General features: G+C 30.4%; 17 protein-coding genes. 6 read left to right on the top strand and 11 right to left on the bottom strand.

The window, feature by feature from the left end; all coding sequences use genetic code 11:
- Positions 1-40: 40 nt before the first annotated feature.
- On the bottom strand, positions 41-2,134 hold the full coding sequence (metG, locus tag CLV86_RS04990; RefSeq protein ID WP_121050370.1) for a methionine--tRNA ligase: 2,094 nt from the start codon (positions 2,132-2,134) through the stop codon (positions 41-43).
- Between the two features lie 38 nt (positions 2,135-2,172).
- Between metG and CLV86_RS04985 the strand changes: the two genes are divergently transcribed.
- On the top strand, positions 2,173-3,177 hold the full coding sequence (locus CLV86_RS04985; RefSeq protein ID WP_211330593.1) for a S66 peptidase family protein: 1,005 nt from the start codon (positions 2,173-2,175) through the stop codon (positions 3,175-3,177).
- Positions 3,178-3,235: 58 nt separating this feature from the next.
- A complete protein-coding gene (locus tag CLV86_RS04980) occupies positions 3,236-3,595 on the top strand; it encodes a YraN family protein (RefSeq protein WP_121050367.1) in 360 nt (119 codons plus the stop codon).
- Positions 3,596-3,682: 87 nt separating this feature from the next.
- On the opposite strand, the gene lysM is transcribed toward CLV86_RS04980, so the two are convergent.
- Both lysM and CLV86_RS04970 read right to left on the bottom strand, forming a co-directional pair.
- Positions 3,683-4,168 carry a peptidoglycan-binding protein LysM gene (gene lysM, locus CLV86_RS04975; protein ID WP_076731711.1) on the bottom strand — a complete coding sequence of 162 codons (486 nt, stop codon included), beginning with the start codon at positions 4,166-4,168 and terminating at the stop codon, positions 3,683-3,685.
- A 161-nt stretch (positions 4,169-4,329) separates the two neighbouring features.
- Entirely contained in the window at positions 4,330-5,286 is a 957-nt protein-coding gene (locus tag CLV86_RS04970) for a nicotinic acid mononucleotide adenyltransferase (protein WP_121050364.1), read from the bottom strand.
- A gap of 166 nt (positions 5,287-5,452) precedes the next feature.
- Between CLV86_RS04970 and CLV86_RS04965 the strand changes: the two genes are divergently transcribed.
- Entirely contained in the window at positions 5,453-6,454 is a 1,002-nt protein-coding gene (locus tag CLV86_RS04965) for an NAD(P)H-dependent glycerol-3-phosphate dehydrogenase (protein WP_121050361.1), read from the top strand.
- A gap of 147 nt (positions 6,455-6,601) precedes the next feature.
- On the opposite strand, the gene CLV86_RS04960 is transcribed toward CLV86_RS04965, so the two are convergent.
- From CLV86_RS04960 to CLV86_RS04935, 6 genes are all read right to left on the bottom strand, one after another.
- Positions 6,602-6,997, bottom strand: a complete 396-nt coding sequence (locus tag CLV86_RS04960) for a hypothetical protein (protein WP_121050358.1) — start codon at positions 6,995-6,997, stop codon at positions 6,602-6,604.
- 62 nt (positions 6,998-7,059) lie between these two features.
- On the bottom strand, positions 7,060-7,416 hold the full coding sequence (locus CLV86_RS04955; protein ID WP_121050355.1) for a DUF6686 family protein: 357 nt from the start codon (positions 7,414-7,416) through the stop codon (positions 7,060-7,062).
- Between the two features lie 16 nt (positions 7,417-7,432).
- Positions 7,433-9,625, bottom strand: a complete 2,193-nt coding sequence (locus CLV86_RS04950; RefSeq protein ID WP_121050352.1) for a PepSY domain-containing protein — start codon at positions 9,623-9,625, stop codon at positions 7,433-7,435.
- A gap of 10 nt (positions 9,626-9,635) precedes the next feature.
- A complete protein-coding gene (locus CLV86_RS04945; protein WP_121050337.1) occupies positions 9,636-10,121 on the bottom strand; it encodes a DUF2271 domain-containing protein in 486 nt (161 codons plus the stop codon).
- 10 nt (positions 10,122-10,131) lie between these two features.
- Positions 10,132-11,595 carry an ankyrin repeat domain-containing protein gene (locus tag CLV86_RS04940; protein WP_121050334.1) on the bottom strand — a complete coding sequence of 488 codons (1,464 nt, stop codon included), beginning with the start codon at positions 11,593-11,595 and terminating at the stop codon, positions 10,132-10,134.
- Positions 11,596-12,504, bottom strand: coding sequence for a DUF6607 family protein (locus CLV86_RS04935; protein ID WP_121050331.1), 909 nt, complete (start codon positions 12,502-12,504; stop codon positions 11,596-11,598).
- A gap of 92 nt (positions 12,505-12,596) precedes the next feature.
- Here CLV86_RS04935 and CLV86_RS04930 point away from each other — a divergent pair, with 92 nt between their 5' ends.
- Both CLV86_RS04930 and CLV86_RS04925 read left to right on the top strand, forming a co-directional pair.
- Positions 12,597-14,738 (top strand): TonB-dependent receptor plug domain-containing protein, encoded by a 2,142-nt coding sequence (locus tag CLV86_RS04930; RefSeq protein ID WP_121050328.1) that lies wholly within the window; start codon positions 12,597-12,599, stop codon positions 14,736-14,738.
- 11 nt (positions 14,739-14,749) lie between these two features.
- Positions 14,750-15,856, top strand: coding sequence for an HmuY family protein (locus CLV86_RS04925; protein ID WP_121050325.1), 1,107 nt, complete (start codon positions 14,750-14,752; stop codon positions 15,854-15,856).
- Positions 15,857-15,980: 124 nt separating this feature from the next.
- Here the strand turns inward: CLV86_RS04925 and pheS are convergent, their stop codons facing one another.
- Together pheS and CLV86_RS04915 are read right to left on the bottom strand one after the other, a co-directional pair.
- The gene (gene pheS, locus CLV86_RS04920; RefSeq protein ID WP_076731701.1) at positions 15,981-17,000 is read right to left on the bottom strand and encodes a phenylalanine--tRNA ligase subunit alpha; all 1,020 of its coding nucleotides are present in this window, start codon (positions 16,998-17,000) and stop codon (positions 15,981-15,983) included.
- 148 nt (positions 17,001-17,148) lie between these two features.
- Positions 17,149-17,505 carry a hypothetical protein gene (locus tag CLV86_RS04915; protein ID WP_076731700.1) on the bottom strand — a complete coding sequence of 119 codons (357 nt, stop codon included), beginning with the start codon at positions 17,503-17,505 and terminating at the stop codon, positions 17,149-17,151.
- 67 nt (positions 17,506-17,572) lie between these two features.
- Between CLV86_RS04915 and CLV86_RS04910 the strand changes: the two genes are divergently transcribed.
- Positions 17,573-18,100, top strand: coding sequence for a CvpA family protein (locus CLV86_RS04910; protein WP_076731699.1), 528 nt, complete (start codon positions 17,573-17,575; stop codon positions 18,098-18,100).
- Positions 18,101-18,179 lie beyond the last annotated feature (79 nt).

Genomic DNA, 18,179 nt, shown 5'->3' with positions numbered 1-18,179 from the left:
AAGTGCGAATAGGTGTTATAAATCTCACTCTAAAAAATAATTAACTTATTTGCAACCCATTACCAATAGTAGTATCATCAGGATTTACAAACACTAGTTTACCTTCTGGTGTTTCAGTCATTAAAATCATGCCTTCACTCTCTACTCCACGCAATGCTCTTGGTGCTAAGTTTACTAAAACAGTTACTTTTTTACCAACAACTTCTTCTGCTGTAAAGCTTTCTGCAATTCCAGAAACTATAGTTCTAACATCTATTCCTGTATCTACTTTTAATACTAAAAGCTTTTTAGCTTTTGGCATTTTTTCGGCTTCTAGAATGGTTCCAACACGTAAATCTAATTTTGTAAAATCGTCGAAAGTAATAGTATCTTTTTGTGGCTCAACAACTTTATTAGCTGCTTCGTTAGCTTTTTTACTTGCTTCTAATTTGTCTAACTGTGCTTGTATTTCGCTGTCTTCAATTTTAGAGAATAACAACTCTGCTTTTCCAATGGTATGGTTTGCTGGAAGTAGAATTTCTTTAGAAGTAATCTCACTCCAAGATGTTTGTAATTCTTCTGAAGATAAATTAAGAATATTTTTTAGTTTAGTTGATGTAAACGGCAAAAACGGTTCTGATAATGTCGCTAAAGCAGATGCAATTTGTAATGCAACAAACATTATTGTTTTAGTTCTGTCTTCATCTGTTTTAACAAGTTTCCACGGCTCTTCATCTGCTAGATATTTATTTCCGAGTCTTGCTAAATTCATTAATTCTTGAGAAGCTTCTCTAAAACGGTAGCGTTCTATAGAACTTTCTAGAACACTTGGATACGCTTTAATTGCTGCCAAGGTTTCTTCATCTATAGTAGAAAAATCACTTGGAGTTGGTACTATACCGTTATAATATTTATTTGTTAATACTACTACACGGTTTATAAAGTTACCAAAAATGGCAACTAACTCGTTGTTGTTTCTTGCTTGAAAATCTTTCCAAGTAAAATCGTTATCTTTTGTTTCTGGAGCATTTGCAGTTAATGCATAACGTAATACATCTTGCTTATCTGGGAAATCTTGTAAATATTCTGGTAACCAAACAGCCCAGTTTTTAGATGTTGATAATTTGTTGCCTTCTAAATTTAAAAACTCGTTGGCAGGAACATTATCTGGTAAAATGTAAGATCCTTCTGCTTTTAGCATAGCTGGAAAAATTATACAATGGAATACGATGTTATCCTTACCAATAAAGTGTACTAGTTTAGTGTCTTCATCTTTCCAATACGGTTCCCAATCTTTACCTTCTCTTGCAGCCCATTCTTTAGTTGCAGAAATGTAACCTATTGGAGCGTCGAACCAAACGTAAAGTACTTTGCCTTCGCCACCAGGTACCGGAACTGGGATTCCCCAATCAAGGTCACGTGTTACGGCTCTAGGTCTTAAGCCATCGTCTATCCATGATTTAACTTGACCGTAAACATTAGGTTTCCAGTCTTTTTTATGACCTTCAAGAATCCAATCTTTTAAAAACTGCTCGTGCTTATTTAGTGGTAAAAACCAATGTTTTGTTTCTTTTAAAGTAGGAACATTTCCTGTAATTGCAGATTTAGGGTTAATTAAATCTGTAGCATTATGGCTAGTTCCGCAATTTTCGCATTGGTCTCCATAACTTTCTTCATTACCACATTTTGGACAAGTACCAACAACAAATCTATCTGCTAAAAACTGGTTAGCTTCAGCATCATATAATTGTTCTGAAACTTCTTCTACAAATTCATTTTTATCATACAATGTTTTAAAAAACTCTGATGCTGTATCGTGGTGAATTTTTGCAGAAGTTCTTGAATAATTATCGAAAGTAATACCAAAAACTTCAAAAGAATCTTTAATTATTTTATGATATCTATCTACAATTTGCTGTGGTGTAACGCCTTCTTTTTTTGCTTTAATAGTAATTGGTACACCATGCTCATCACTTCCACAAATAAAAGCAACATCGTTACCAGTTAAACGCTTATATCTTGCATAAATATCTGCAGGCACATAAACACCTGCTAAATGTCCAATATGTATTGGTCCGTTAGTATATGGTAATGCAGCAGTAATTGTATATCTTTTTGACATCTTCTTTTCTTTTGAAGCCGTAAAAGTACACATTTTGATAGCCATTTAGAAAAAAAATGTACATTTACAACATGTCGAAAATTAGAATAATATTGTTTTTGTGTAGTGCTATTTTTCTATTTGGAAATACCAATGTAATTGCACAAAATAAAAATGAAAATAAATTGATACAACCACCTTATTTAAAAGCAGGCGATACCGTTGCTATTGTTGCGCCTTCAGGAATTTTAAAAAACAGAAATGATGAAGTTGCTCGCGCTAAAAAGCTTCTAGAAAGTTGGGATTTAAATGTTGTAATAGGTAATAATGTTTTTAAAAAAGACAATCATTTTGCTGGAACCGATGCAGAGCGCTGCGAAGATTTCCAGAAAGCATTAGACGATAAAACTATAAAAGCTATTTGGAGTGCACGTGGCGGTTATGGTACTGTTAGAATATTAGATAAACTTGATTATTCTAAATTTTTAGAGCAACCAAAATGGATTATTGGATATAGTGATATTACAGCTTTGCATAACCAATTACATACTATAGGAGTAGAAACAATTCACGGTATAATGTGTGTGAGTTTGCCTAATGATTTAAGTAAAATTGAAGAGAGTATAGAAACGTTTAAATCTGCAATTTTTGGAGCGCCTTTAGCATATACTTTAAAAGGTTCTACATATAATAGAGTTGGTACCGCTAAAGGAAAGCTTGTTGGTGGCAATTTAACTATTTTGCATACTATGTTAGGATCTAACACCAGTATTGATGTGGATGGAAAAATATTATTTATTGAAGAAATTGGTGAGTACAAATACCATATAGACCGTATGTTACAAAGTATGAAGCGTGCTGGTTATTTTGATAATTGTAAAGGTGTAATTGTTGGAGATATGAGTAGAATGAGAAAAAACACAACACTTTGGGGAAGCAGTGTACAACAATTAATTTTAGATGCATTGCAAGACTATAATTTTCCTATAGCGTTTAATATGCCTGCTGGCCATGAAGAAGATAATAGAGCCATGATTTTAGGAAGAACAATAGAGTTAGTAGTAAAAAGTTCGCAATCTACAGTCACTTTTGAATAGTGATTTTTATAAGTGCTAAATGTTGCTAATTACGTAGTAAAAAACTAATTATTAATCCATGGCAAAACATAACGAATTAGGTAAAAAAGGAGAACAATTAGCAGTAGATTTTTTATTACAAAAAGGCTATGAAATTGTAGAACGTAATTACCGTTTTGATAAAGCCGAAGTTGATATTATTGCTAAACTTGAAGATATTTTAGCGATAATAGAAGTTAAAACACGATCGACTACAAATTTTGGAAACCCTCAAGATTTTGTAAAGCCAAAACAAATACAACGTTTAGTAAAAGCAGTTAACGAGTATGTTATTGAAAACAAATTGGACGTAGAAGTGAGGTTTGATATTATTGCCATAGTAAAAGACAGTAAAAAATTTAATATAGAACATTTAGAAAATGCTTTTTATCATTTTTAGTGTTTTTTAAAGCAAAAAACCAGAATGTATTAAACATTCTGGTTTTTCTATAATATAATCGGCTTATTTAAAGACGAAAAAAATATTTTAATCTAATTCAGGGATACGTAAAACTTGTCCTGGGTAAATTTTATCTGGATGCTCAAGCATAGGCTTATTAGCTTCAAAAATTTCTGGATATTTCATGGCATTACCATAGAATTTTTTAGCAATTTTACCTAAAGTATCTCCGCTTACTACAGTATGAAATTGAGCTTCTGGTTCTTTATGTTCAACCGTCATTTGGTCGTCTACAGTTGCAATACCGTTACTGTTTCCTACTACTAAAATTGCTTTTTCACGAGTAGCTTGATCGTATGCTTGACCAGAAATTGTAGCTGCATCATCATCTATATGCACACTTAAACCTTCAACTTTTAAATCTAAGTCTCTAATTGTTTCTTCTAGTTTTCTTGCAGCAGCAGCTTCTTCTTTAAGTTCTGCGGCAGCAGCTTCTGCAGCTTCTTCTTTATCTGTTTTTCCGATGCCAAATACTTTAGCACCTGCATTTTTAATAAATGAAAATAATCCCATAATTGTATTTTATTTAGTTAATAATTTTAAGTCTTGTAAAGTTGGAGAAAAACTACTTCAATTGCAACTTATCACTCTTATTATTCTCTTAAATTTCGATGAATAACATAAAAAACTGCTCTAAACATTATTTTTTAAAGCAGTTTTAATATTGGTGTTATTTATACGTCTTCTCGTGTATTCTCTCTTACATTGTCTTTCTTTGCGCTTCTTTGAACACGCTTTTTCTGCCCTGATGTTTTAGATTTATCGACAGTATTACCTTCTTTTAAATATTCAATATAACCACGGCCAGTAAACTCATACACGGTTCCAGAATCGACATGTAACAGTTCAATTCTTTGATCGTTTATTACGCTTAATTCAAAATATTCATTATCAAAGTAATCGTAATCTAGAGTTAAGTTTTTTAAATAAAAATTACCGCTTATATTTTGTACTCCATAATCTCCTGTAAAATCCCAATAAATATTATTTGGATTTATACCTGATGGATCTTGAGAACTTCTAAAAGTAGAATCGTTTCCGCCAGATAAAAATTGTAACCAGTTTTCGTTATCAAACTCGTTTAATGCACCGTAGTTACTAGTATATGTTTTTTCCCAAGCTTCATATTCTTGAACAAAATAATGGATGTTATCATAAAAAACATAGTCGTAATCAAAATTAGAACGTTGGTAACCGTTTAAAAAATATGATGTATCGTTAAATGGATTATACAATTCTATTGTGTTACTATCTATTTGGTAAACATCAAAACTATCATATCCATCAATATCATGATCAATATCTAAAATCATGTTATAAGCATCGTAATAACCTATTGGAATTCCGAAACCATTTCCTTGGTTTCCTATACCAACTAAATTATTATTAGCATATAATACTCCATTTCTAAAAGATACTGTAAAAGCAATTTGCAAAAACGGTGATTCTCCATAACCAATAGTTTCATTAATATCTACATACCACAACTCATAAGAATTTAATAACTGATTTACAGATATTCCTGGTGCTGTATTATTAATATAATCGTCTTCTACCAAAACTTCTGTATAACAAGAAGTAAATAATGTTGCCATTAAAGCAAAAACTGAAAGTAATTTTAATGTCTTCATAATCGTTTCGTTTTAAAGATTGATATAAATCTAATTTCAAAAGGCATGCCAAAAAATTATGTTAATGATTTTCAGTATCTTAAAAACAATTTATAAATGCGTAATTTTGAATTATTAAAGAAGTGAGATTTCCGCCTTATCAGGAAATTAAAAGAAACTATTTTCAATGAGTAAAGAATTAAAATACGCTGTTTTTGGATCTGGAAGCTGGGCTACGGCAATAGTTAAAATGTTATCCGAAAACAAACAAGAAATAGGATGGTATATGCGCAGCGTTTACACAAAGGAGCATTTACTAAAAGAGCAGCATAACCCAACATATTTAAGTTCGGTAGAATTTCATTTAGAACAACTTAAATTAAGTAACGATATTAACGAAATGGTTGCTTATGCAGATGTTTTAATATTTGTAATACCATCTGCTTTTATTGCAGATGAATTAAAAAAACTTCATTTAGAACTTACAAATAAAATTGTAGTGAGTGCTGTAAAAGGTATTATTCCAGAAACAGGTTTGCTATTAGGAGAACATTTTCATAAAAATTATAATGTGCCTTTTGAAAACATTGGTGTTATTGCTGGACCTTGTCACGCCGAAGAAGTTGCGCTAGAAAGACTCTCTTATCTAACTATTTCTTGTGCAGATGCCGAAAAGGCACAATCTATTGCAGATGCCTTATCTAGCGACTATATAAAAACAAAAACCAGTGATGATGTTATAGGTACAGAATATGCCGTAATGCTTAAAAACGTATATGCAGTAGCAGCAGGAATTGCACATGGTTTAGGTTATGGCGATAATTTCCAGAGTGTTTTAATGAGTAATGCCATACGCGAAATGAAGCGTTTTATTAAAAAAATGCATAAAATGAAACGTAACATTAACAACTCGGCATATTTAGGAGATTTACTTGTAACAGGTTACTCTGTATTTTCTAGAAACCGCATGTTTGGAAACATGATTGGTAAAGGTTACACCGTAAAATCTGCACAAATGGAAATGAAAATGGTTGCCGAAGGTTATTATGCCACAAAAAGCGCCTATTTACTAAACGAAAAAAACAAAAAGAAAACAAGGTTACCCATAATAAATGCCGTTCATGCTGTACTTTACGAAGGTAAAGATGCTAAAAAAGTATTTAAAAAATTAACCGATAAATTAGATTAAAAAAAATCCCTTTAGTTAAAGGGATTTTTTAATTTATATATTTTTTTGGGCGTTACCTAAAGGTCGCGCTTTACGTTACAATCTTTTTAATCGTGCCTCATAAAAAGGATTTCTACTGCAATCGCTAACACAACCAAATGAGATTAATTACTTAACCAAAATACCTTTTAATTGCATTAATGGTACGCTTTGTAAAGCCTTATCGTTAATTGTATTTTTTCTAAACAAATATGTTTTGTCGTACATTGTATTGCCTTCAAAAAAAGTAATTTTAAAAGTATTATTTAAGGCCAATACTTTAGTTTGTAAGTATTCTATTTTAGCATAACTTCTTGCTGGTAGCTTAGCTATAGTATGGCGCATTGGTGGCGTCATTTTAGTATCGTTATAACCTTGAGACACTATAATTACTGTATCTAAATCTTGATCGCTATTATTTATAATATAAGCATTCCAGTCTAACGTTTTATATTCTATATGTTCTTCCTGGACAACAGCAACATGTATATCTTTTACCTCAGGTATAGTAATGTCTTTTTTCATTTATTTAAATCTCTTAAAACTTAATTTTGTGCAAATTTAAACAATAAAAAAGTCTCTTATCTTTAATTAATAATAAACGTATAATCTATATCATCTACATTTAAAATTGTATTAAAAACAGCTTCCTTTTTATTAGTAATTAATGCTTTAAGCTCTGCTACTTCCTGCCTATTAAACATTAAAACTAAATTTTCTTGTAAGGTTGGAATTGGAATTCTACGTCTAACATTAATGTTAGAGTACTTTCTTTCCCAAAATTCTGATTCAATTAAAAGTACATATTTTCTAAACTGCTTATACTCTACAGGCGTAAACTCAAAATAAATATTATTAAATTCTAAATGAAACCGCTGGCAGTTTCCACAAAAATTTAATTCGCCTTTAGATGTTTTATTAATCGCTTGTATTCCTTTACACATAATATTGTTTTATAGATTAATAACAGTCGGTTAATATTTGTTTGTTCTGCTCGAAAACACTTAATGGTTGCTGTAATTTTTCAGTTGTAATTTTATTTAATACTTCTAACACTTGGTTTTGCATAGCAATAGAACCACAAATCATTATTACACCTTTTGTATTTAAAACATCTGCAATAATTGTATATTGTTTTTCAAGAATATCTTGCACATAAACTTTATCACTAGTTTCTTGAGATAAAGCCACATTAAAACTAGTTAATGTGTTATTTTTTAAACTACTATCTATAGTGTTTTTATAAAGTTTTAACGACTGTTGTGTTCTGCCTCCCCAAAAAAGATGCTTTGTAATAGGTTTATACTGCTGTATCATACCTAAAAAAGGGCCAATTCCTGTACCGTTTGAAATAAAAATAAAACTTTGTGCTTTTTTAGGCACATTAAAATTTGAGTTCTTGTTAATTACAGCTTTTATTTGTGCATTCTTTTTTAAATTATAAAAATAATTTGAGCATACACCAAACTCATGTTTTTTTACACTTATAACAATATTACCATCTATTTTTCCAATAGAATATAAACGCTCTATTTTATCCTTTTTAGGAATTACAGATAGTAAATCTCCAGACTTAAACTTAAGTTTTTTATTAGGTTTTAAAGTAATTAAAAAAGTGTTATCTATATTAGTTTCTGTTTTATTTACAACCGTAAATAACTGCTCTTTTCTTGGTTTATTAGATACTTTTAAGTTTGCTATATCTAAACCAGATGCAACAATATTATTCCATTTTGTAGCCCAATTTTTAAATTCGGTTTCAGATTGGTTATGAATTTTAAACAACTCCATATTGGGCTGAAACTGCTTATGCACTTGTAAATTAGCATCTACTAATTGTGCGTATTTACAATATTCTGGGTATTGTAGAGACCCAAATCCTACAACGGCATAATGTATTAAGCGCTCTTGTTTTACAGTGTTTAATAACGTTAAAAACTTTTTAGCATTTATTGGTGCTTCACCTTCACCATAAGTTGATGTTAATACAATTAATTGCGAAGCACTTTTATAACTGGTATAACTGTTTAAATCTGAAATAAAAACACGATTACCTTTATCTAACAAAGCTTTAAAAAAGGCTGTTGCTAAATGGTAAGTGCTACCAGTTTCAGATCCTACAAGAATAACAATATCTGCATTATCCTTAGTGAATTTATTTTTTGGGAATACTGTTTTTTTACGTCTATCTATAGTCATTTTAAAACCAGAATAGATAAAAAACAAAATGTTTATACACGCAATTAATAGTATGATAGACCACAGTATACTACCTTTTCCCGTGTGTAAAACTAAACTCCAATTAGATAAAAAAGTTACTATTGGGTTTTTTACTTCGCTTAAAACTTGACCAGAATATTGGTGTACAAGAAGTTCTTTATTTTTTAATTTTAGAGTAAAATAATCTTCTTCATCTGTAGAAAACGGAAACTCTAAAGTCTCAACATGATCTAAAGTAGTGGTTTTAAACACTGAAGTTTCAGGCTTGATTTCTACTTCGGCTGTAGTTTGAAAATCTATAGTGTGTTTTTCTTTTTTTTCTTCAATTACATCAAACTTTAATAAAGATAAATACACACCTGTAAGCGTGATTATTAGTATTGGTATTAAAGATAGTCTACCTAAAATAACATGCCAATATTGGGCAAAATCTTCATTTACAACTTTTGCAAAAAACTTTTTAATGCCGCTTTGGCGCTTAATAATTAAAATAGAACCTGTAACGGCAATTAAGAATAGTAAAAAAGAACCTAAGCCTACAAAAAAACGACCAACGCCTTTTAAAAACAAGGAGCGGTGTAAATTGGTTGTAAACTTAAAGAGGTTTGAAACTTCGGGCTTTTCGCCTAAAAAAGAAGCGTTTTTAGGATTAAAATAACCGTTTAAAGATTTACCATCTTTAGTTATTACAGAAGCAGACACAAATTGATTTGCATCTACTTCTATTGTAATAATTTCTGGATATTGTTTTTTAAATGTAGCAACTGTTTGCTCTACATTTAAATGCTCTATACCATCTATTTTAAAAGGTTGTATTTGTTCTGAAATTGGTTGAAAAGCCAACACAATTCCTGTAACTGTTGCTAAAAAAACAAATACAAAAGAAGTTATAGCTAATGCTAAGTGACTATACCTCCAAATAGAAATGATCATAGATACGTGTTTAGTTAGGCATTAAACGTATATAACGTATAAATCCTGTGCCTTCCTTTTTGCTTTTTACACTCTCTGATGTTAGTAAAAACTCAACGTCTTTTGTGTAATATTCTTGATCCTCTACTGCTGTTTCAAAACGTATACTGTAACCAGAATCTATTTTAGAATCTTCTATTTCTATAACGCTAATAGCACGCTCGCCACCAGAAATTGTTGCTCCTGTTAAAGCATCAATATTTGTGCGTACTTTACCTTGAAATTTCCACCATTGTGTAATGTCATGATACCATTCTTCATCATCACCTTGCACGTAAAGTGTTTTTTCGTACTCACCTTCTGGATTAATTAATGAAATTGCAATATATGCGCCTTCACCAGTATAATTAGTCATTTGCACCATGCACTTGTATTTAGTTGAAGGCGCAATTTTTGAAAAAGAAAACATAACCAGACTAAGTACAGCTAGGCTAAAAATTAGTTTAAAATTTTTCATTTTGTAATATTTATTTTAAAAAGTTTATTGAGATGTCTTTTTGAGATAACATTTCGTTTTCTGATGCTAAATCAAAAGCTGTTTCATCAAAAGTTGTTTTAGCATCTTTTTTGGCTCCAATCGCTAATAAATGCTTTAATAATTTGTCGTTTGTAGCTTTCATTGCTGCTAAATGTAGTGCTGTATAGCCGTCTTTATTAACCGCATTTACATCAACTTCAAATTGTGCTATTTGCTTTAAAAATTTAACGTTGTTTTTATCTAAAGCTAAATGTATTAATGTATTACCATTATCTTGAGGTTTTGTAAATTCTAACCCACTTTTTTGTAATAGTTGTAATTTATTTTCAAAACCTTTCTCGTTTCTTGGATTATAAGATTCTATTAAGTAATACGCTAAATTATTTCCTTTTGAGTCTTTTACTTCAATATTAGCGTCCTTAGATAATAATAACTCTACAACTTCTGCACTGTTGTTTTGTACAGCAAGCATTAAAGCTGTTTCTCCTTTTTTATTGGCTTGTTCAATATTTTTAACTTGGCTTAAAAGGCTTTCTATTACCTCAACCGAGTTACTTCTCACTGCATTTAAAAATGGTGTGTTTCCATTTTTATCGGCAGTATTTACATTATTTCCTCTTTCAATAAAGTAGTTTATTACTTTAAGATCTTTATTTCTTGTAGCAACATTATGTAATGGTGAAACCTCATCACTAGTTCTTGTATTAGGGTTTAAACCAATACTTTCTAAATACTCGTAAACCTCTATACCGTTTGTGTTACCTCGTGTACCTTGGCTTGCAAAAATAAATGCTTGGTCGTTTCCTTTTAAGCCTTTTGCTTCTAAACTTTTTAAAACTTCAATGTTTCCGTTTTTTGCAACGTAATTAAATATACCGTTACCATCTTTATCTGTACTCTTAATGTCTAAGCCTTTATCTTGAAAATACTCTACCAATTCAAAGTTACTTGTTGCTGCTAATAATAAAGCATTAGCTCCATTGTGATTAACATCGTTTTTTAAATTGGCTCCATTTTCTAAACAAATATTATAAACCTCTGTATTGGCTTGTCCTGCGTTTGCTGCGAAATTTAATATAGTATAACCATGGTCGTCTAAAATATCTGTTTTTGCGCCTTTGCTAATAAGGTACTGCATTATAGTATCGTTACCGGCATAGGCTGCCCAAAAGATATACGTACGTCCGTCATGTGTTAATTTATTCACATCGTTTCCTTCTATAGATAACATAAATTTTAAAACGTCGTTTGGTGCAGATTGCAATATTGCATACACCAATGGATCGAAGTTATTATTGTTTAATTGCGATGGATTATTACCTTCTGCAATTGCCTTTTTTACGGTTTCAATAGAAACTGTTGGGCTCCAAAATTTTCTGTTTAATAATGCGTTGTCTTGTGCTGTAATTTGTATACTTATAAAAAGTATAGCTACTCTGATTAAATTTTTCATTTATTTTACTATAAAGCTTTCAATTAATGGGTTTATTTGTTCTTTTGTTGCGTAATTTTCGTCATCAAATAAGTATTTAAATAATACTTTATTATCTACTTTAGCGTGTAATTCTAGGTTTTGATTTCTTGCAAAAACCTCATCCCATTTGGCACGTACTTTAGCCCATTTTTCTTGACTATTTTTCCACCAATCTTGTGATGCTTTACAACGACTATCGTCTACTTTAACATAAGTATTATATCCTTTTTCTTTTGCCAAAATTACGTCTTCTTTTCCTGTTTCTCTAATTACTTTTTCGTTATCCTGGTCATGTAACCAACCGTATTTAGTAATCTCATGTCTATTTCCTCTTACAGTTACATTATAATCGCTTCTTTTTGTGTACTCACGTCTTGGCAATGGTGCTGTTGTTGTATTTTCCCAAAAACTTTTACCATCTACATGCACCCATGTTGCAGAACCTTCATAACGAGGACTATCGTCTACTTGATATACTTTTTGCGTCCATTGGTTTTTAACTTCTTTTTTAGGCTTAGATTGGTACGTCCATTTATTGTCGCCATTAAACATATAAAAATCTGTATTCTCAAATAACCAATCTTGTCTCCAATGCTTAACAATATGTGGTGCATCTGGACTACCTACTTGTAATAGATGCTGAATTGAAATTTTATTATCATCATCTTCTACTAATTGTGCCCATTCTAAACCTGAAGCAATCTTAGTGTCTGAAGGTTTATATAAAGAATCTTGACTGTAATTAAATGTTTCGGTGAAATTAAACGTCACCTCATAACAACCACACATGCTCTTTATAGCTTCTTGGTCTTTTTTCTTCTTGCTTTGAGCTGTTAGAGATAGCGAAAACACTATTAATAATAATGGCAAAACTGTTAATCTTTTCATTTTTAGATGTTTATAATTTTATTGTAAAAAACGTCATTCTTATTTAGACTGAATTAAAATAAGATATATATTTGCAGCGAATTTAATCAAGAATGATTCTAAATAAAAACTATTTAACGGTTTATTTTTCTTTTTTTTTAGTTGCGAGCTTATTTGCGCAACAAAAAAATACTGCAATTGTAGATTCTACACGCGTAACAGATCTTGAAGAAGTTATTATTACTGGACAATACAACCCACAGTCTATTAAAAAATCTGTACATAACGTTATTGTTATTGATAGAAAAAAAATAGATCAGCAAGCTGCAAATAATCTGGCAGACTTACTAAACTTTAACCTAAATTTAAACATTATACCAAGTGCGTCTACTGGTCGCTCGACCATTTCATTTTTTGGTTTAGATGCACAATACTTTAATATTCTATTAGATAATATTCCTTTAGTTAGTGATAATGGATTAGGTAATAATATAGATTTAACACAAATAAATCTAGATGACATAGAGCGTATAGAAATTGTAGAAGGCGCAATGGGAGTAGATTATGGAGCCAATGCAGTATCTGGTGTTATTAATATAATAACTAAAAAAAATATTGATCACGATTGGCAAATACAAACCTTTGTACAAGAAGAAACAGTAAGTGATGAATACGCTTGGTTTGATGAAGGAAGACATATACAAGCATTAAATATTGGTCATAATTTTAACGAAAAATGGGCTGCTAAAATTGGTTTTAACCGTAATCAATTTGCTGGTTTTTTTAACGAAAGACAAGGTGAAGATTACTATTTAAATGATGGTTTACGCGGTTATGATTGGTTACCAAAAACACAACTAACCACTAAAGCAAACCTAAATTATAATACAGATAATTTTAAGCTATTTTACAAGTTTGAATATTTTAACGAAGAGCTAAATTTTTATGATGCTGCAGTAAGGCCTAATATAGATGTTGCTAACCAAACTAGTAATCCATCTGCTACCGATAGAGTTTATACTACAAATAGATTTGTAAATAATTTAAATTTAAGTGGGCGCTTAAATTCTGGTGCTAATTATAATGCTTCATTATCTTACCAAACGCAAAAAAGAGATTTAAACGAATATAACTACTATATAGTTACTAAAGAAAAATCTGATGAAACCGATGAGGAATACCAATCTAGCGATGTCTTTTTCTCTAAAGGAACTATAAATAATCTTTCTAACAGTGATAATTTTAATTATCAATTAGGTTACGAAACTAGGTTTATAACTGGTTTTGATACGCAAGCATCTGGAGATGTTACACAACAAGATAAAAAATTAAAACAGAATAATTTTGCAGTATTCTCTTCTTCTGAACTTGAATTAACCAACAAACTCTCACTGCGTCCAGGACTTAGATACGAATATAATTCTAAATTTAAATCAAAACTATTAGGGTCGTTTAGTGCCAGATATTTATTCAATAAAGGTTACGAGCTTCGCGCTAGTATTGGCTCATCGTACAGAACGCCAAACTTCGAAGAATTATACTACTACTTTGTAGATTCTAATCACGATGTTAGAGGTAATGAAAATTTAAATCCAGAAGCTGGTTTTTCAGCATTTTTAAACTTTAAAAAACGTAGTTGGTTTAACAACACGTCTATGGTTAACAATTTAAAACTAAGCTATATAAATTTAGAAGATAAAATTGAACTAGCCATTGTTAATCCAACACCTTTACAATACCAATACATAAATATTGATGCCTATAGGTTAATTGGTTTCACATCTGAAAACGTTATAAAACAAAATAATTGGACGTTTAATTTAGGTGCAACCGTACAAGGTATTTCTAGAGTTATCAATGACGAAGTTAATGCCGAAAACGACTTTTTATATGCTTTCCAGCTTAATACAAGTGCAAGCTATCTAATAGAAAAATGGGACACTGCTTTAACTGTACTTTTTAAGCACAACGGAAAACAACAAAAATACATTGCAGAAGTTAGCGATGCTAACGGAAACAGCACCTTTAAAAAATACAATACCAATGCTTATAGCTGGATGGATGCTTCTGTTAAGAAATCTTTTTTTAACAATAAACTTCAAGCTACAGCAGGAATTAGAAACTTATTAGATGTTACAAGTGTAGATATTAATGGTGCTTCAACAACTGGAGCACACAGCGCTAGTAATAGCAGTCTTTTATTAGGCTACGGACGATCTTTTTACCTAAAACTATTATATAATTTAAACTTTTAAACAACAATAACATGAAAAACAAATTTTTTACTCTAGCACTTTGCTTAACTGCATTAGTATTTACTAATTGTAGTAGTGATGATGATAACAATACTGTTGCAGGACCATTAAATATTATTATTGAAGGAGCTGCAATAGCACCATCTGTAGGAGGACCAAACCAACAAAACCAAGTATATGTAGATTTAAGCACAAATACAACAACAAGTGTGCAACGCGATTCTTGGGATTTAGGCTTTTACTCTGGTACAGAATTTAGAGTTGTAATTAATGGATCTATAGCTATGGCTGCTGCACAATTAACTGCAACAGATATTGATGCAGTAACTTCTAGCGACCAAGAAATACAGGATTTACAACCTATGGTAAGAACAAATACTTATAATGAAGTTAGTATGCAATATGTTGATGACCCTTCTGGAGATTTAAATGCTACTGCTATTTCAGAAATTTCTGCTACAGATAGCAATAACAATGTTTATTTAGTAAACTTAGGGAAAGAAGTTGGTACAGAAACTCCAGCTACAGGTAGTATTGATACTTCTGATGACCCAAGAGGTTGGAAAAAAATTAGAGTGCTTCAAGATGGAGCAAACTACATTTTACAATATGCAGATTTAGATGCTACAACTCACCAAGAAGTTACTATTTTTAAAAATGCTAATTACAACTATACTTTTTTTAGTTTTAATACTAATAGTGAAATTGTTATAGAACCAGCAAAAGAAGATTGGGATTTAAATTTTACAACGTTTACTGATGAAGTTTTTATTGGTGCAGATAGTTATGGACCTTATTTTTATTCTGATTTTGTTTTAAGCAATATTAAAGAAGATACAAAAGTTTACATGATAGATACTGAAGTAGAAACAGATTTATCTTATGATAACTTTACTCTAGCAGATATTGACAATACATTATTTTCTTTAGACCAAAGAAGTATTGGAAGTAGCTGGAGAAATAGCGGAGGACCAAATTCTTCTCCATCTTTAAAAGATAATGTATTTTACATTGTTAGCGATACAGATGGAAACCTATATAAACTTAAGTTTTTAGCTTTATTTAATGAAGCGGGAGAGCGTGGTTACCCAGAATTTGTATATAGCTTATTACAGTAATTAAAACACAAAAGCTAATCTTTAAATATTCAATACAGATTATTAAAAGATTACAATAACAAATTAAAAATCCCAATGATGTAGATATCATTGGGATTTTTAATTTATAATATTTTTTTAAATTTTATAAAGCAGATTTAAATTGATCTAAAAATCTAATATCATTTTCACTTAACAATCTTATATCACTTATTTGATGAAGTAACATAGCAATACGATCTATACCAACACCAAAAGCAAAACCAGAATATTCGTTAGCATCTATTCCACAATTGGTTAATACATTAGGATCTACCATACCACAACCACCAATTTCTAACCAACCGGTTCCTTTGGTAATTTTATAATCTGTTTCTGTTTCAAGTCCCCAATAAACATCTACCTCTGCACTTGGCTCTGTAAAAGGAAAATACGATGGACGTAATCTAATTTTAGCTTTACCAAACAGTTCGGTTGTAAAATATTGTAATGTTTGTTTTAAGTCTGCAAAACTTACATCTTTATCTATATATAATCCTTCTAATTGGTGAAAAAAGCAATGTGATCTAGCCGAAATTGCTTCGTTTCTATATACTCTACCTGGCGATATTGTTCGAATTGGAGGTTGATTATTTTCCATATAACGCACTTGAACAGAGCTTGTATGTGTACGTAATAAAATATCTGGATTAGTTTGTATAAAAAAGGTATCCTGCATGTCTCTTGCTGGATGATATTCTGGAAGATTTAATGCTGTAAAGTTATGCCAATCATCTTCAATTTCTGGTCCTTCACTTACATTAAAACCAATACGAGAAAAAATATCTATAATATCGTTTTTAACAATAGATATAGGATGCCTTGCTCCTAATGTAATAGGTTCTCCAGGTCTTGATAAATCTAAATTGCCTAAACTATCGGTACTAGTATTCTCTAACTCTTCTTTTAAAGTATTAACTTTATTTTGAGCAGTATTTTTTAATTGGTTTATTACTTGACCGAACTCTTTTTTTTGCTCGTTAGCAACATTTTTAAACTCGGCAAAATAATCGTTAAGTAAACCTTTCTTTCCTAAATATTTTATTCTAAAAGCTTCTACTTCTTCTTTAGATTGAGCTTTAAAACTTTCTGCTTCAGCAATAAGTTCTTTTATTTTATCTATCATAACGTCATTATAAAATGATGGCAAATTTATAAATTTTATCTCTATTAAATGCCTTATTGTATTTATTGTCTATTAAAAACAAATTAATGCATTTCTTCTGCATCTGTATATTTAAAATAAAACGTATCGTTTTAAAAATTACTATAGTTTAATTTATATATTCTGTTTCAACAAAATAGTTAACAATAGCTTCTTTCATTAAAACGCTTTGTTCTCCTGCTTTTAGGCTTGGTAATTGCTCTTTAATTAGGTAGTGTGGCCAACCATCTTCATCTACAAAATCTAATTCGTAATAACCATATGGTACTAATAGTTTACAAATGGCAATATGCATTAAATCTAGTTTATGGTCTTTTTTAAATTTGCGATCTAATTGTCCTAATTCTTGAATTCCTATTAAATAAATTATAGCATCTAAATCAAGTTGCTCTCCATCTGCAAATTGGTTAGACAGTTTTTCTACTACCAACTCCCATCGTTCTTTTAATTCTTGATCTCTTGACATGTTCTTGTTAAAAGTATAAGGTTTGAAAGTTGCAAAGTTAGGTTATATTTGCTAAAAATATAATATTATGGCTGTTATTGATATTGTTTTAGGAGCTTTACTGCTTTTTGGCTTGGTTCGTGGTTTTTTAAAAGGTCTTTTTGTTGAAGTAGCATCTTTAGTTTCGCTAGTTGCTGGTGTTTATGGTGCTATTCATTTTAGCTATTTTGTTGCCGATTTTTTACAAAGTAGAACAGAATGGGCCGAAAAAACTATTAATATTACAGCTTTTGCAATTACTTTTGTTATTATTATTCTTGTTATTTCTTTAGCAGGAAAAGCATTTACCAAACTAGCAGATTTTGCTTCTCTTGGCATTTTAAATAAACTACTTGGAGGCGTCTTTGGCGCTCTTAAAATAGGTTTAATATTAAGTGTTTTATTAATTGTTTTTAATAAAATGAATAACACAATTACTTTTGTAGACGAAGAGCATATTGAGGGTTCTATACTTTACGAACCTGTTAAATCTATAGCTCCTATTATTTTTCCTACTATTATCAAGTCTGAAAATGATGAAAATGATATTAATGCAGAAGATGAAAATAAGGTGTAAAAAACTTATATAATACTATTAAGTCTAGTCTAGGTTTTGATATTATGCTGGATTTTATCTCTTTTTTTTAAAAAAATAT

Origin of the sequence: Lacinutrix venerupis (genome assembly GCF_003663945.1) — a bacterium.
Lineage (GTDB): Bacteria > Bacteroidota > Bacteroidia > Flavobacteriales > Flavobacteriaceae > Lacinutrix > Lacinutrix venerupis.
This window is presented reverse-complemented; position numbering and strand designations above follow the sequence as displayed.

Excerpts from the sequence above, each read along its gene's own strand:
- CLV86_RS04985 (WP_211330593.1), top strand. The coding sequence starts at position 2,173 with ATGTCGAAAATTAGAATAATATTGTTTTTGTGTAGTGCTATTTTTCTA.
- CLV86_RS04945 (WP_121050337.1), bottom strand. The coding sequence starts at position 10,121 with ATGAAAAATTTTAAACTAATTTTTAGCCTAGCTGTACTTAGTCTGGTT.
- CLV86_RS04955 (WP_121050355.1), bottom strand. The coding sequence starts at position 7,416 with ATGTGTAAAGGAATACAAGCGATTAATAAAACATCTAAAGGCGAATTA.
- CLV86_RS04910 (WP_076731699.1), top strand. The coding sequence starts at position 17,573 with ATGGCTGTTATTGATATTGTTTTAGGAGCTTTACTGCTTTTTGGCTTG.
- CLV86_RS04925 (WP_121050325.1), top strand. The coding sequence starts at position 14,750 with ATGAAAAACAAATTTTTTACTCTAGCACTTTGCTTAACTGCATTAGTA.
- CLV86_RS04960 (WP_121050358.1), bottom strand. The coding sequence starts at position 6,997 with ATGAAAAAAGACATTACTATACCTGAGGTAAAAGATATACATGTTGCT.
- CLV86_RS04940 (WP_121050334.1), bottom strand. The coding sequence starts at position 11,595 with ATGAAAAATTTAATCAGAGTAGCTATACTTTTTATAAGTATACAAATT.
- CLV86_RS04915 (WP_076731700.1), bottom strand. The coding sequence starts at position 17,505 with ATGTCAAGAGATCAAGAATTAAAAGAACGATGGGAGTTGGTAGTAGAA.
- CLV86_RS04950 (WP_121050352.1), bottom strand. The coding sequence starts at position 9,625 with ATGATCATTTCTATTTGGAGGTATAGTCACTTAGCATTAGCTATAACT.
- CLV86_RS04935 (WP_121050331.1), bottom strand. The coding sequence starts at position 12,504 with ATGAAAAGATTAACAGTTTTGCCATTATTATTAATAGTGTTTTCGCTA.
- CLV86_RS04965 (WP_121050361.1), top strand. The coding sequence starts at position 5,453 with ATGAGTAAAGAATTAAAATACGCTGTTTTTGGATCTGGAAGCTGGGCT.
- CLV86_RS04970 (WP_121050364.1), bottom strand. The coding sequence starts at position 5,286 with ATGAAGACATTAAAATTACTTTCAGTTTTTGCTTTAATGGCAACATTA.
- pheS (WP_076731701.1), bottom strand. The coding sequence starts at position 17,000 with ATGATAGATAAAATAAAAGAACTTATTGCTGAAGCAGAAAGTTTTAAA.
- CLV86_RS04930 (WP_121050328.1), top strand. The coding sequence starts at position 12,597 with ATGATTCTAAATAAAAACTATTTAACGGTTTATTTTTCTTTTTTTTTA.
- lysM (WP_076731711.1), bottom strand. The coding sequence starts at position 4,168 with ATGGGATTATTTTCATTTATTAAAAATGCAGGTGCTAAAGTATTTGGC.
- metG (WP_121050370.1), bottom strand. The coding sequence starts at position 2,134 with ATGTGTACTTTTACGGCTTCAAAAGAAAAGAAGATGTCAAAAAGATAT.
- CLV86_RS04980 (WP_121050367.1), top strand. The coding sequence starts at position 3,236 with ATGGCAAAACATAACGAATTAGGTAAAAAAGGAGAACAATTAGCAGTA.